The organism is Acidobacteriota bacterium, assembly GCA_040752915.1.
In the GTDB taxonomy this organism is placed as follows: Bacteria; Acidobacteriota; UBA4820; order UBA4820; family DSQY01; genus JBFLVU01.
Map to the genome: position 1 here is coordinate 1 of JBFMHB010000017.1, position 12,628 is coordinate 12,628.

The window sequence follows — 12,628 nt, forward strand, 5'->3', positions numbered from 1 at the left end:
TCGGAGCGCCTCCCTCTTTCTTCCGCCGCCGTCCGGGACATGGGTCGCCCTTTTCGCGGGCGCCTTCGTTCTTCTCGCGCGGAAGGGCCGGTGGCGCCGGGCGGGATGGATCCTGCTGGTCTTCTCCGCCGTCGGAGCCCTGGTCCACCCTCAACTTCACCCGAAGGACCTCCCTCCGTCCATGGCCGTCCTCGACGTGGGCCAGGCCTCCTGCCAGGTCCTCCTGGACGGGGAGGACGCCCTGCTCATCGATGCGGGGACCTCTTCCTCCCGGGGCCCCACGAGCGCCCGCTCGGTGATCGAGCCGTTCCTCGCCGCCTCGGGGTTGCGGCGGGTCCGCGGGATGCTCTTGACCCATTGGGATGCGGACCACGCCGGAGCCGCGCCGGAACTGCTTCTGGATCTTCCCGTCGGCTTTCTTGGGTATCCGGCAACGGATCCGCCCCGCGAAAACCTCCCGCGTCGGATCGCGGATCGGGCCCAATCGGCGGGCGTCCCCCTTGTGCCTCTGGCTTCCCCGGACGAGTTAGGGATCGGACGCTGGAGGATCCGCGTGGCCAATCCAGGCCGGACCTCCGCGGAGGAAAAGGAGGAGAACGATCGGTCTCTCGTGCTGATCGTCCAGGGGCCCCTGCGCTCCATCCTCTTCACGGGTGACATCGGCCGCCGGACCGAAGCACGCCTCCTGAGGACCGGGGCGCTCCCGCGCGCGGAGGTGCTCGTGGCCCCCCACCACGGAGCTTCCTCCGCCAATTCCCCCGAATGGGTCGAGGCCCTCCGTCCCCGGGCCGCCGTCTTCAGCGTGGGGCGCTCCAACCGGTTTGGACATCCCGCTGACTCGGTGCTTCAGGCCTACGGAAGGGCGGGTTCCAGGATCTTGAGGACGGACCGGGACGGGGCGATCCTTCTGACGGCCCCCCAGGGCCGCACCCTCTTCCACCGGCACAGGGACGGAGACTGGCTGACCCACCTGACCCGCGCCGGCCAGGGGGCGGGACCGGAACCTCCCTGAGGCGGGAGGGCCCCCTACCCCTTCGGCAGGTAGGTCTGGAGCAGGGTCCGGAGGGATTCGTCCAGGTAATGCTGACGATAGCGGATCACCCCTTCGGGGTCCACGAGAATCACGGTGGGAATTCCCGCCACGCCGTACACCTCGGATACCCGGTTCTCCTCGTCCCAGAGAACCGGATACGGAAGCTCATAGTCCTTCTTGAAGCGGACCACGTCCTCCTTGCTCTCCCGGAAGGCGACGGCCACGGCGAGGAGGTTCAGACCCTTGGGTCCGAATTCCCGGTGGAGGGCCTTGAGGTCGGGGATTTCCTTTCGGCACGGGGGACACCACGTGGCCCAGAAGACTACGAGGGTGGGCTTCCCCTTGAGGTCGGCCAGACGCACGGATTGGCCTCCCTCGACGGAGGTGAGCGTGAACCCCTCGGCGGGCTGGCCCACCTGGGTGCCGGCCCCAGCCGGCGAGGCCAGGACGAGGCCGAGGGCCGCCGCGAGCAACCATCGCCCCAGAATTCGGGAAGGATGCGCCATGGAGCCATCTCCTGTGCAAGGGTTCAGTTTACTGGACCGCGTCCGGCTTCACAAGCCTCAGCTTGAAGCGCAGGCGAGGGCAGACCAGACGGCCCGGGTGGTCCATGCACTCCATGCACACCCGGATGCTGCCTCGGAGTTCTTCCGGGGCGGACCGGTTTTCGAGGACCCCGGTGGAAACCGACTCCCGGAGGGAACGCCGACCCTTGAGGGTATTGTGGCAAAGGAGACAGGAAGCCTCGTGGGACTGGAACTCCTGCCTCGGACCCTCGTCCAAGTGCCCGGCCAGGTACCGGGGAATCAGCGATCGGAAAGTTCGGCAGTCCAAGTGGCCCTCCCCCGGTCCGGAGAGCCCTGGAGGGCGCCCCGGAACATCAGAGGAGTAACTCCCGGCACGCCGAAATATTTCTGCCGGTCAGGCTCCCGCCTGAGCCATTCGCTCGGAGACGGAGGGCGCGGCCCAACTGTGGTCCGCGGCGTGGACCGCGAGCTGTTTCTGCATGAGCTTCCGGGCCCGGTGGATCCTGGACATGATGGTGCCGATGGGGCAGCCCATCATCTCGGCGATCTCCTTGTAGGACAAATCCCCGATGAGCGAGAGGGCCAACGCTTCCCGGTATCCCTTGGGCAGACTCAGGAAGGCCTGCCGCACGTCGTCCCGCAAGACGGAGTTGAGGAGCGTTTCCTCGGGGTCCGGAATCTTCATCCCCTGGGGCTCCAGCTCCCGCTCGTGGATCTCCTCGATGGCGTCAAAGTCCACCTCGTTGGGACGGCGATGGACTTTCCGGTAGTGGTTGATGAAGGTGTTCTTCAGGATGCGGTAGAGCCACGCCTTGCAGTTGGTTCCCGGCTCGTACTTGTCGAAGAAGCGGTACGCCCGGAGGAAGGTTTCCTGGACGAGGTCCTGGGCGTCGTCCTCGTTCCTCGTGATCTTCAGAGCCAGGTTGTAGAGGAAATCCAGGTGAACGAGGGCGGTCTGCTCAAAATAGGTGCGAGAAACCATGGAGTATCCCCTTATGTGTGAGGTCAATGGCTAGGAGGTGGATTCGGATTCGACTTGGGAAACGGCCGCCGCCGCGTTGCCGACGGGGAGAGGAGTGTGGTATAGCCAGGTGGACCTGGAATGGATGGGCCATGGACATTCGGTATCTCTACAGCGCGCTCAACCGCGTCCACTCGGTATCCACATCGTCCAAGGCCAGTCTTCTCGACCATCCCGATCTCCTCCTCCGGATGCGGTCCGGCGGTTCCGTTCCGGAGGTCCACCCAAGTCTTAGCAAAGCAGTTGCCAATCTAAATTGGGAGGCCGCCCTTGAGGAGGATAAAGACCTCGAATCAAAGGGGATTCGCATCTTGTCCTGGGCCGATGAAGAGTACCCGGAGCGCCTTCGGAGCCTCCCCGATCCACCACCGGCCCTGTACGTGAGGGGGCGTCTTGAAACCCTGAAACCTCCGGCCATCGCCGTGGTGGGTTCGCGGCTCTCGACGGTGTACGGTCTCGGGGTGGCCCGCTCGCTGGCGGGAGACCTGGTCCGCGCCGGCCTCTGCGTGGTGAGCGGCCTGGCCCGTGGCATCGACACGGCCGCCCACGAGGGGTCCCTCTCCGTCCCAGGACGGGCCCTGGCCGTCCTGGGAACGGGACCCGACAGGGTCTATCCACGGGAGAACGAGGGGCTTCACCGGCGGATTCTGGAATCGGGTGGCGCGGTGCTGACGGAATTCCCTCCCGGCACACCTCCCCACCCCCGGAATTTCCCCCAGCGCAACCGGGTTATTGCGGGCCTGGCCTGGGGTGTCTTGGTGGTGGAAGCCACCGAGCGTTCGGGATCTCTCATCACGGCACGTTTCGCGGCTGAAACGGGTCGAGAAGTGTTCGCGATCCCCCACAACCTGACCTCGCGAACCGGAATCGGACCCAACTCGCTCATCCAACGGGGCGCCAAACTCGTGCTCCAGGTCTCGGATGTCGTGGAGGAGTTGCCCGAAGGGATCCGGGCGGCCCTGAAACCTGAAACATCGGAGTCGGATCGCGCCTCCACGCCTGCGGACCTCTCCGAGGAGGGCCGCAAGGTCCTGGCCCACCTGTCCCCGGACTCCGCCCGCTCGGTGGACACCCTTTGCGCCGCCACCGGCCTGCCGGCCGCCGAGGTCCTGGCGCGGCTCTTCGAGTTGCAAATGGGGGGGTACTGTGTAGAATTGCCGGGAATGCGCTACGCCCTCAAGCGCGCGCTCCGGGAGCCCACCTGATGCCGGAAACCCTGCTCATCGTCGAATCCCCCGCCAAGGCCCGCGCCATCCAGAAGTACCTCGGACGCGGATTCACCGTGAAGGCCTCCATGGGCCATGTTCGGGACCTGCCCTCGAACAAGATCTCCGTGGACGTGGAGAAGGACTTCCGACCGACCTTCGTCGTCCTTCCCAAGAAGAAGGCCGTGGTCAAGGAGATCCGCGACGCCGCCCGGAAGGTCAAGGAGATCCTCCTGGCGGCGGACCCCGACCGGGAAGGGGAGGCCATCTGCTACCACCTCGCCGAGATTCTCAAAGAGGACGGAAAGCCGATCCGACGGGTCCTTTTCCACGAAATCACTCGCGACGCCGTCCAGCAGGCCGTGGGCGCGCCCACCGAGGTGGATCCCCGCAAGGTGAACGCCCAGATCGCCCGCCGGGTCCTCGACCGCCTTGTGGGCTACCGCATTTCTCCCCTTCTCTGGGACAAGGTCAAGAAGGGCCTGTCCGCCGGGCGGGTCCAGACGGTGGCCCTCCGCATGGTCTGCGAGCGCGAGGAGGCCATCGAAGCCTTCCGCCCCGAGGAGTACTGGACCTTGACGGCCCGGCTCGAGGGGACGGCCCGAAAGCCCTTCGAAGCGCGGCTTACCCAGTGGAAGGGCCGAAAGGCCGACATCCGAAACGCCGAGCAGAGTGAGGAGGTGCTGCGGTCCTTAGAGGGAAGGCCCTGGTCCGTCGCGCAGGTGGAGAAGAAGGTCCAGAAGCGCTCGCCGCCGCCTCCGTTCATCACCAGCAAGCTGCAGCAGGAAGCCGCCCGCCTCCTGAAGTTCACCGTGAAGAAAACCATGAGCGTCGCCCAGCGCCTTTACGAAGGCGTGGACCTTCAGGGCGGCGAGACGGTGGGCCTCATCACCTACATGAGGACCGACTCGACGCGCGTCGCCCCGGCGGCCGTGGAGGCGGCCAGGCAGCATGTCCTGGAGGTGTACGGCGCCGAGTACCTTCCGCCCAAGCCCCGCTTCTACTCCCCCGCCAAGGCGGCTCAGGACGCCCACGAGGCCATCCGGCCGACGGACCCGGCCCGCACCCCCGAGTCGGTCAAGGCCTCCCTGGGAAAGGACGAGTACTCCCTCTACCGCCTCATCTGGAGGCGCTTCGTGGCCAGCCAGATGGCCGAAGCCCTCTTCGACGCCACCAAGGTCCAGGTCGTCTGCGGCGACGGGACCTTCTCGGCCTCCGGGTCCGTCTGCCGCTTCCAGGGATTCCTGGCCGCCTACGAGGTGGAGGAGGACGAGGAGAAGGGGAGCCTTCCCCCCTTGAGCCAGGGCGAGGCCCTGACCCTGCTCGGCCTGAAGCCGGAACAGAAATTCACCGAGCCCCCGGCCCGGTATTCCGAGGCCTCCCTGGTGAAGGCCCTGGAGGAGAACGGGATCGGCCGGCCGTCCACCTACGCCGCCATCATCTCCACGATCCAGGACCGGGAGTACGTCCAGAAGGAGAAGGGGCTCCTTCACCCGACGGACCTGGGACGCCTCGTGAGCCGAATCCTCGTCCAGCACTTCCCCGCTCTTTTCGACGTGGGCTACACCGCCCGTCTCGAGGAGGACCTGGACGGGGTGGAACAGGGTTCCGAGGACCGGCTCACCCTGCTCTCCCGCTTCTGGGCGTCCTTTCACAAGGAGCTCGCGAAGGCCGAAGCGGAAATGGTGGACCTGCGGCGGGAAGGACAGCCCACCGAGGAAGTCTGCGACAAGTGCGGAAAGCCCATGGTCCTGAAAATGGGCCGATTCGGCCGGTTCCTGGCCTGCACCGGGTATCCCGACTGCAAGGGCACCCGGCCCCTTCCCGACGAGACGCCGGTGGAGGTCCCCGCGGAGGCCTCCACCTGCCCTACCTGCGGGAGCCCCATGACCGTCCGCACGGGCCGGTTCGGACCGTTCCTGGCCTGCGCCGAGTACCCCAAGTGCAAGACCACGATCAAACTCCGGCGGGACCGTTCGGGCGCCGTCGTGGTGGCCAAGGACGAGCTCCTCGAGGAAAAGTGCCCCCAATGCGCCTCGCCGCTGGTGAAAAAGCAGGGGCGGTACGGTCCCTTTGTGGCCTGCTCCAACTACCCCACCTGCAAGTACATCCAGCGCGAATCGTCGGAGGTCCCGTGCCCCAAGTGCGGAAAGCCCCTGGCCAAGCGATTCACGAGGGGCCGCAAAGCTTTCTTCGGGTGCACGGGCTACCCGGAGTGCGACTTCGTCTCCTGGGACCGCCCCCTGCCCGGCCCCTGTCCCGCGTGCGGCAACCCGTATCTCGTGGAGCGCCGCAAGGCGGACTCCTCTTTCAAGGCCTGCCCGAAAAAGGAGTGCGGCTGGACCGAGTGACACCTCCTTCCGGCAGCGCCGCTTCCCGCCCCGGAACCTTCCCCGGGGACGCGGGACCTGTCCAGAGTCCCCTTTCCGCCCGTCGGCGCCGAATCCCTCGTTCCGGGCGAAGGGGGCCGGCCTGAACCGCAAGCCGCCCGGCGCGCCGTTTCAGGGGACGATTTGGGGTGGGGAAAAAAAGGAGGGCCGAACGGCCCTCGATGGTTGGAGGAAGGAAGTTGAGTAAGGAGGCTAGGCGAGTGGGGGCGAGAGCCCCAGGACGGCGGCGTCCTCCGGTCCGGACTCGATGGCGTGCATGCCCCGAGAGATGTGGAGCAGTTTGGCCATTTCCGCGTGCAACCGGTGTCCGCCCTTGTGAACCATGACGTGGCCCTTGACGTGGAATCCGCAGAGGGAGAGGTCCCCCAGGACGTCGAGGACCTTGTGCCGGACGAATTCGTTGAGGAAGCGGAGGTCGGGGTTGAGCGCCCGGCTCTCTCCCAAGACGACCGCGTTGTCCACCGACCCCCCAAGAGCCAATCCCTTGACCCGAAGGGCCTCCACGTCTTTCATGAAGCCGAAGGTGCGGGCCGGGGCGATCTGGTCTTCGAAGGTGGACGGGTGGATGGGAAGGGTAAGGGTCTGCTGGTGAATCAGCGGGTGTCGGAAATCGATGGTGTACGAGACCCTTAGATCTTCGGACGGTACGATCCGGATCCAGCGGTCCGCCTCCTGCACCTCCATGGGGCGGGACACCTTGTAGTACCGCCGCGCCCGCGCCTGGTTGACGGCTCCCGCTTCGCGGATCAGATAGATGAAGGGGGCCGCCGACCCGTCCATGATGGGGATCTCCGAGGCGTTGATCTCCACCAGGGCGTTGTCGATTCCCATTCCGTAAAAGGCCCCGAGAAGGTGCTCCACGGTCTTGATCTGGACGCCGCCGGCGCCCAGGGTGGTGGCGAAGTCCACTTTCTGCAGGTACGAGATGTGCGCGGGAATTTCGAATCCGTCCTGATCCACGCGGCGGAACACGATTCCCGTATCTTCGGGAGCCGGTAGCAGGCGCAGGGTGACCTTCTTGCCGGAATGCAGGCCGATTCCGCTGCATCCGAGCGCCTGTTTCAGCGTCCGCTGGTAGTACACGCACACCTCCCGGGCGCTTTTAGCAAGAGAGGTGCCAGCGGGACGGCACGGCATTGCAACGACTTGGTCGTTCCATTGTGTCCTCTGTGACACACCCCTGTGGCCTTCTCTTCCATTAAACGCTTCCGGCCCTAGAATGGTCTCCATGTCGGAGCGACGGATGGCGGAGGACCGCGAGCCATGGCTGGAATCTCTCAAGAACGGCGACGAAGGGGCCTTTCGGGAACTCGTGAAGGGCTTCGCCGGGCCGCTAAAGCGGTACCTATCGGGACTTCTGAGGGATCCGGCGGAAGCGGAGGACCTCACCCAAGAGACGTTTCTCCGATTTGCCCAGAGCCTTTCCGACTTCCGGGGGGACTGCTCCGTCCGGAGCTATCTGTACCGGATCGCCCACAATTTGGCCCTCAACCATCTTGCCTCCGCCTCCGCCCGACGGGAGGAGGTGGGGGATCCGCCGGACGGGGCTTCGCCCTCCTTGTCGCCCCAGGCCCAAGCCCTTCAAAAACAACGGGCCGAATCCCTCCGGCGCGCCCTGCTTTCCCTCCCTCCCCAGCAGAGGGCCGTCGTGATCCTGAAGACCTGGGAGGACCTCACCTTTCGGGAAATCGCGGGGGTTCTTTCCGTGGCCGAGGGAACGGCCAAGGCCCACTATTTCTTCGCCCTGAGGAACCTGCGAGGGCGCTTGGAGGCCTCCCATGAGCCATGAGGAATTTCTGACGAAGGCCTTGGCCGGGGAGACCGGTCCCTGGACCGAGCACCTCTCCTCCTGCGAAACCTGCCGAGAAGAGCTCGAGGGCCTCCGGCGCCTGGAGGAGGACCTGGTCGAGGCGGCCCCCGCCGCCCCGCAGAACGAGATCTGGGAGGCCCGGATCGCGGCCCTGGCCCGGCCGATTCCTGGACGGTCGGGCCGGCACCCCAAGGCCTCCGCGCGCTGGAGTTCCCTGGCGGCATCCTTCCTTCTCTGCGCCGCGCTCGCCGCCGGCCTGCGCCTTCTTCCGGCCCGGGAAGGGGAATCACTTCCGCAATCGGTGCCCCCGATCTCCTCCATGGCGGCCCTCGGATGGGACCTTTCGATGGAGAACGCCACCCTTGCCCTGTTGCAGGAAGCCGAGGCCGTTGCGGAAGAGGCCCTGGAAGACGAAGATGGGAGCGGAGATGGGCTCGAGGCTTCGCTCTTCGGAGGGGAGAATGGCTAGACGTTGGTTTCTCGCGGGTTCGATCCTTCTGGCGGGGAGCCTTTCCCTGGCGGCCCAGACCCTGCCCCCGCCTCCCGACCCGCCGGACGCCTCCGTGGGCCGGCAGCGCCGGGAAGTGGGTCGTCTCTACGTCGTCCAGCGCATGCGCGAAACCCTGGGCCTCTCGGATGCCCAGACCCTCAAGGTGATGGATTCCCTGAAGGCGATGGAGGACCTCCGCTCCGCCCATCAGACGGCCCTTCGAACCATGGGGAGGACCTTTGAGGCGCATGTCCAGGACCCCGGCACGCCCGAAAAGGACCTTCGCGAAGACGTGGCCCAATTCCGCTCCGAGCAGGAGCGCTTCGAAGCGGCCCTGAAGGCCGAGGAGGGGAGGCTGATGGAGGCCCTTACCCCCCGGCAGCAGGTTCAGTTCCTCCTCCTCCGCCGCCAGCTCCTCGAACGACTGGCGGACCGCGGCCCCGCCGCCCCGAGAAGGGGGCGCGGGGGCGGCCCGGAGCCGCTTCCGTAAGCGTGGGAGGATAATCCGTGTGGTCCTGGCTGCTTCGGGTCCTGGGGCTCCCGTGGGCCCGGTCTCGCGACCGCACGGCCCGGGAGGGAGAGCGTCTGGCCGGCCGCTACCTCGAATCCCACGGGTACCGGATCTTGGCGAGGAACTTCCGGATCCGGGGCGGAGAGGCCGATCTCCTCGTGGAGAAGGAGGGCTGGCTGGTCGTCGTGGAGGTCAAGACGCGGCGCTCGAGCCGTTTCGGTTCCGCCCTCGAGGCCGTCACCTCCGAAAAGGCCCGTCGAGTCCTGCGCGCCGGACGCGCCTTCGCCCGACGCAAGGGGTTCTCTCTGGCCCGGCTGCGTGCCGATGTGGTGGCGCTGGACTACCCCGAAGGCGGAGGAGCGCCCCGCCTGACCCACATCCAGGACGCCCTCCCCTTCGACCGGGGGAGATGACCCGGACCGAGGGAGCCCCCGGACCCTCCCCAAGCCGTATCGCGGACAGAACAACTCGTTCTGACGACGATCCATCCCGTCTACCGGACGCGGATTGCTCTTCTCGCTCCTTCAATGACTTGGCCCGCGCCTCCCCGGGCACGCCTCTTGCTATGATGGGGGCCGAGGGGGGAGACCGTGGCGCCCGAGAGATATCTGGCCACCCGGAAGCGCGTGCAGGCCATAGACGGAATGCTCCGGGCCGGCGGAAAGAACACCCTCGAGTCCATGGCCCATCGACTTTCGGTCACCGTTCGAACCCTCTGCCGCGACCTCCGGTACATGAAGGATGACCTCAAACTCCCCGTCGCGCACGACCGGCTCCACGGATACCACTACGCCCACCCCGTGCCGCTCCTGGACCTCTTCGAAGAGGCCCGAGAACCCCTCCGCATGGCCGCAGGCCTCCTGCCTCCGCGGGAGGGTTTGAAGCAGGACATGGAGGTGCTCCATGAGGCGCTCTATGGCGGGAAGGCGGTGACCCTCAGCCTTGGCGAAGAAGGCGAGTCCTTTCCGTTTCACCCCTACTTTCTCTCCCGGTTTGGGGGCGAATGGGTCCTGTTCGGGTTCCGACCCGATACCGACAGCCTCGCGAACTTGCCCCTGGCGTCCCTCGCCCAGATCCGCTCCAGGGAGGAGACCTTTCCTCCCCCCGCCCCGGGCGAGCGTCTTATCCGTCAGGCTGGAGGCTGGATCCGAAAGGGGCAGGGCTTTCGCGTAAGTCTGCGGTTCAGCGCCGGAAAGCCCTGGGCCAGGGGGTTGTTGCTCACCGAAGACCAGGAGGTTCGAGAATCCGGCGGGGAAACCCGCATCCGCTTCACCACGGACAGCATGGAAGACGTCCGCCGCTTCCTCCACCTGGCGGGTGACGGGGTTTCCGCGGAGGAGCCCTCCCTCCTGCGCTCCCTCCTGAGGGACCATCTCCTGCACCGGGTCTGGGGTCAGAGGCCGCTTCCCCAGGAGTTCAGGGATCCCTCGGGCCTGGAAAGGCCCAGGAGGTAGCCGACGAGGTAGAGGCTCCCCGCCGCCACGACAACGCCCTCCCGCCCCGACCATTCCGCGGCGGCCTTCAAGGCCGCCGCGGGGTCGGGCATCTCCTCCAGTTCCCCCGGCCAGGCGGCCCGCACGCCGGCCGGGTCCAGGCACCGACCCATGGGAACCGACGTGGCCCACACCTTTCCGAAAAGGGGGAAGAGCCGGCTCGCCATGTCGGCCACGGGCTTGTCGCGCATGACGGCGAAGACGAGGGCCTTTCTCGGATGGGGGAGTTCGGCCACGAACCGCGCCAACACCTCGCATCCGTCGAGGTTGTGGGCCCCGTCCAGGTACACGTCCGGCTCCCGCCCCACGAGTTCCAGGCGCCCGGGCCACCTTGCCTCCAGAATCCCCCGGCGGATGGCCTGGTCCGGGATGGCGAATCCGCACTCGTCCAGTTCCCACGCGCACCGGACGGCCAGGGCCGCGTTCCCCAACTGGTGCTCCCCCGGCAGAGCCGGATAGGGCAGGTCCAGGTGCCGGGTCCCGGCAGCCATGTGCCACCCGTCCCCGTGCTTTTCCACGCTCCAGTCCGGGAGGCCGAGCCGGGTCCCCCGCCGCCGCGCTTCCTGACGCAGGATCCTCAGGGCCCACGTGCCCCTTGCCCCGGTGAGGGCCGGCACGCCCGGCCGGAAGATCCCCGCCTTTTCCCGCGCGATGCTCAGGAGTCCCGGCCCCAGGTGCTCCTCGTGGTCCATGCCCACGTTCGTTACAGCGCAAAGGATCGCGGGCGCCACGTTCGTGCAGTCCAGGCGCCCTCCAAGCCCCACCTCCAGCACCGCGGCATCCACCCCCTGGCCTCGAAAATGAAGGAACGCGGTGAGGGTCAGGGCCTCGAAGTACGTGGGATCCGTTTCCACTTCGCGGTCCTTCAGGGCATTCTCGGCCGCTTCCCGGACCTCCGACAGGACCCGTGCGAATCCGTCCGGGGAGATCGCGGCCCCGTCCACCCGGATCCTCTCCCGGACGTCCACGAGGTGGGGCGATGTGTAGAGGCCGGTCCGCCGCCCGGAGGCCCGGAGGATGGCTTCCAGGAAGGCCGCCGTGGAACCCTTCCCGTTGGTTCCCGCCACGAGCACGCTGGGGAAGGCCCGTTCGGGGTGACCGAGGCGGCGGCAGAGGGTTCTTGTATGGTCCAATCCCGCCTTGATCCCGAACCACGTCAGCCGTTCGAGGTAGGCGAGGCTTTCGGCGTGGTTCATGGGGCCGGTGAGGTCCCCGTCAGGAGCGCGATGAGACGAACGAGGGTCTCCCGAAGCTGGTTGCGGTGGATCACCAGGTCGAGAAAGCCCTTTTCAAGGAGGAATTCGGAGCGTTGGAACCCTTCGGGCAGCTTCTGGCGGATGGTCTGCTCGATCACCCGTGGGCCCGCAAAGCCGATGAGGGCCTTGGGTTCCGCCACGTTCACGTCTCCAAGCATGGCGAAGGAAGCCGTGACCCCGCCCGTCGTCGGATCGGTCATGACGGAGAGGTAAGGCAGCCCCTCCTCGTGAAGGCGGGCGAGGGCCGCCGACACCTTGGCCATCTGCATGAGAGAGAGGACCGACTCCTGCATCCGGGCCCCGCCCGAGCAGGAGACGACCACGAGGGCGGCCCGCTCGGCGGCGGCCCGCTCGGCGGCGCGCGTGATCTTCTCGCCCACGACGCTGCCCATGGATCCGCCCATGAAGGCGTACTCCATGCAGGAGAAGATGACGGGGAGCCCACCCATCTTTCCCCGGGCGTTGAGGACGGCGTCCTTCATGCCCACGGACTTCTGGTACTGGGCGAGGCGGTCCGAGTACTTCTTCAGGTCCTTGAATCCGAGGACGTCCTTGGGGCCGACCTCCGAATCCAGCTCCTCGAATTCGCCCCCGTCGCAGAGCATCTGGAGGCGCTGCCGGGCGGAGATGCGGAAGTGGTAGTCGCACTTCGGGCAGACGTTGTTGTTTTCCTCGACGGTCTGGGAGAAGAGGACCTGCCCGCAGTTCTCACACTTGCTCCACAGACCGGCCGGTACCTTGACGGAGCGCTCCTCCCCATCCTGCACTTCCGGCTTTTTCTTCTGCCGAAACCACATCCCCTTGACTCCCCGGGGAGTATATCCAACGGGGTATGGCCGCGTAAACCCCTCGTGGGTCGGCAGCGAAGGGAGGCCCGAGGGCAGTGCCCGGC

General features: G+C 66.8%; 14 protein-coding genes. 8 read left to right on the plus strand and 6 right to left on the minus strand.

Features of this window, described 5'->3' with window-relative positions; all coding sequences use genetic code 11:
• A partial coding sequence (locus AB1824_04885) for an MBL fold metallo-hydrolase (GenBank protein ID MEW5764292.1) occupies positions 1–1,012 on the plus strand: 1,012 nt, incomplete at its 5' end.
• Between the two features lie 14 nt (positions 1,013–1,026).
• Here the strand turns inward: AB1824_04885 and AB1824_04890 are convergent.
• From AB1824_04890 to AB1824_04900, 3 genes are all read right to left on the minus strand, one after another.
• Positions 1,027–1,539 carry a TlpA disulfide reductase family protein gene (locus AB1824_04890; protein ID MEW5764293.1) on the minus strand — a complete coding sequence of 171 codons (513 nt, stop codon included), beginning with the start codon at positions 1,537–1,539 and terminating at the stop codon, positions 1,027–1,029.
• Between the two features lie 28 nt (positions 1,540–1,567).
• The gene (locus AB1824_04895; GenBank protein ID MEW5764294.1) at positions 1,568–1,867 is read right to left on the minus strand and encodes a zf-HC2 domain-containing protein; all 300 of its coding nucleotides are present in this window, start codon (positions 1,865–1,867) and stop codon (positions 1,568–1,570) included.
• Between the two features lie 87 nt (positions 1,868–1,954).
• Positions 1,955–2,542 (minus strand): sigma-70 family RNA polymerase sigma factor, encoded by a 588-nt coding sequence (locus AB1824_04900; protein ID MEW5764295.1) that lies wholly within the window; start codon positions 2,540–2,542, stop codon positions 1,955–1,957.
• Between the two features lie 131 nt (positions 2,543–2,673).
• Here AB1824_04900 and dprA point away from each other — a divergent pair, with 131 nt between their 5' ends.
• Together dprA and topA are read left to right on the plus strand one after the other, a co-directional pair.
• Entirely contained in the window at positions 2,674–3,786 is a 1,113-nt protein-coding gene (gene dprA / locus AB1824_04905) for a DNA-processing protein DprA (protein ID MEW5764296.1), read from the plus strand.
• Positions 3,786–6,137: a type I DNA topoisomerase gene (topA, locus tag AB1824_04910; protein MEW5764297.1), complete on the plus strand. Its 2,352-nt coding sequence runs from the start codon at positions 3,786–3,788 to the stop codon at positions 6,135–6,137. Before dprA ends, topA begins: the two co-directional genes overlap by 1 nt.
• Positions 6,138–6,368: 231 nt before the next feature.
• Here topA and lpxC read toward each other — a convergent pair whose 3' ends face one another.
• Positions 6,369–7,259 (minus strand): UDP-3-O-acyl-N-acetylglucosamine deacetylase, encoded by an 891-nt coding sequence (lpxC, locus tag AB1824_04915; protein ID MEW5764298.1) that lies wholly within the window; start codon positions 7,257–7,259, stop codon positions 6,369–6,371.
• Between the two features lie 145 nt (positions 7,260–7,404).
• Here lpxC and AB1824_04920 point away from each other — a divergent pair, with 145 nt between their 5' ends.
• From AB1824_04920 to AB1824_04940, 5 genes are all read left to right on the plus strand, one after another.
• Positions 7,405–7,965 (plus strand): sigma-70 family RNA polymerase sigma factor, encoded by a 561-nt coding sequence (locus AB1824_04920; GenBank protein ID MEW5764299.1) that lies wholly within the window; start codon positions 7,405–7,407, stop codon positions 7,963–7,965.
• Entirely contained in the window at positions 7,955–8,455 is a 501-nt protein-coding gene (locus tag AB1824_04925; protein ID MEW5764300.1) for a hypothetical protein, read from the plus strand. Before AB1824_04920 ends, AB1824_04925 begins: the two co-directional genes overlap by 11 nt.
• A complete protein-coding gene (locus AB1824_04930) occupies positions 8,448–8,966 on the plus strand; it encodes a hypothetical protein (GenBank protein MEW5764301.1) in 519 nt (172 codons plus the stop codon). Before AB1824_04925 ends, AB1824_04930 begins: the two co-directional genes overlap by 8 nt.
• 17 nt (positions 8,967–8,983) lie before the next feature.
• On the plus strand, positions 8,984–9,400 hold the full coding sequence (locus AB1824_04935) for a YraN family protein (protein MEW5764302.1): 417 nt from the start codon (positions 8,984–8,986) through the stop codon (positions 9,398–9,400).
• A gap of 177 nt (positions 9,401–9,577) precedes the next feature.
• Positions 9,578–10,441 carry a WYL domain-containing protein gene (locus tag AB1824_04940; GenBank protein ID MEW5764303.1) on the plus strand — a complete coding sequence of 288 codons (864 nt, stop codon included), beginning with the start codon at positions 9,578–9,580 and terminating at the stop codon, positions 10,439–10,441.
• Here AB1824_04940 and AB1824_04945 read toward each other — a convergent pair.
• Together AB1824_04945 and accD are read right to left on the minus strand one after the other, a co-directional pair.
• A complete protein-coding gene (locus AB1824_04945; protein ID MEW5764304.1) occupies positions 10,381–11,676 on the minus strand; it encodes a folylpolyglutamate synthase/dihydrofolate synthase family protein in 1,296 nt (431 codons plus the stop codon). The genes AB1824_04940 and AB1824_04945 overlap by 61 nt on opposite strands.
• Positions 11,673–12,533 (minus strand): acetyl-CoA carboxylase, carboxyltransferase subunit beta, encoded by an 861-nt coding sequence (gene accD, locus AB1824_04950; protein ID MEW5764305.1) that lies wholly within the window; start codon positions 12,531–12,533, stop codon positions 11,673–11,675. The genes AB1824_04945 and accD overlap by 4 nt, the downstream gene beginning before the upstream one ends.
• Positions 12,534–12,628 lie beyond the last annotated feature (95 nt).

Bases quoted from the DNA above. Each gene is read 5' to 3' on its own strand.
- AB1824_04890 (MEW5764293.1), bottom strand. From the start codon at position 1,539: ATGGCGCATCCTTCCCGAATTCTGGGGCGATGGTTGCTCGCGGCGGCC.
- AB1824_04900 (MEW5764295.1), bottom strand. From the start codon at position 2,542: ATGGTTTCTCGCACCTATTTTGAGCAGACCGCCCTCGTTCACCTGGAT.
- dprA (MEW5764296.1), top strand. From the start codon at position 2,674: ATGGACATTCGGTATCTCTACAGCGCGCTCAACCGCGTCCACTCGGTA.
- topA (MEW5764297.1), top strand. From the start codon at position 3,786: ATGCCGGAAACCCTGCTCATCGTCGAATCCCCCGCCAAGGCCCGCGCC.
- AB1824_04920 (MEW5764299.1), top strand. From the start codon at position 7,405: ATGTCGGAGCGACGGATGGCGGAGGACCGCGAGCCATGGCTGGAATCT.
- AB1824_04925 (MEW5764300.1), top strand. From the start codon at position 7,955: ATGAGCCATGAGGAATTTCTGACGAAGGCCTTGGCCGGGGAGACCGGT.
- AB1824_04930 (MEW5764301.1), top strand. From the start codon at position 8,448: ATGGCTAGACGTTGGTTTCTCGCGGGTTCGATCCTTCTGGCGGGGAGC.
- AB1824_04945 (MEW5764304.1), bottom strand. From the start codon at position 11,676: ATGAACCACGCCGAAAGCCTCGCCTACCTCGAACGGCTGACGTGGTTC.
- accD (MEW5764305.1), bottom strand. From the start codon at position 12,533: ATGTGGTTTCGGCAGAAGAAAAAGCCGGAAGTGCAGGATGGGGAGGAG.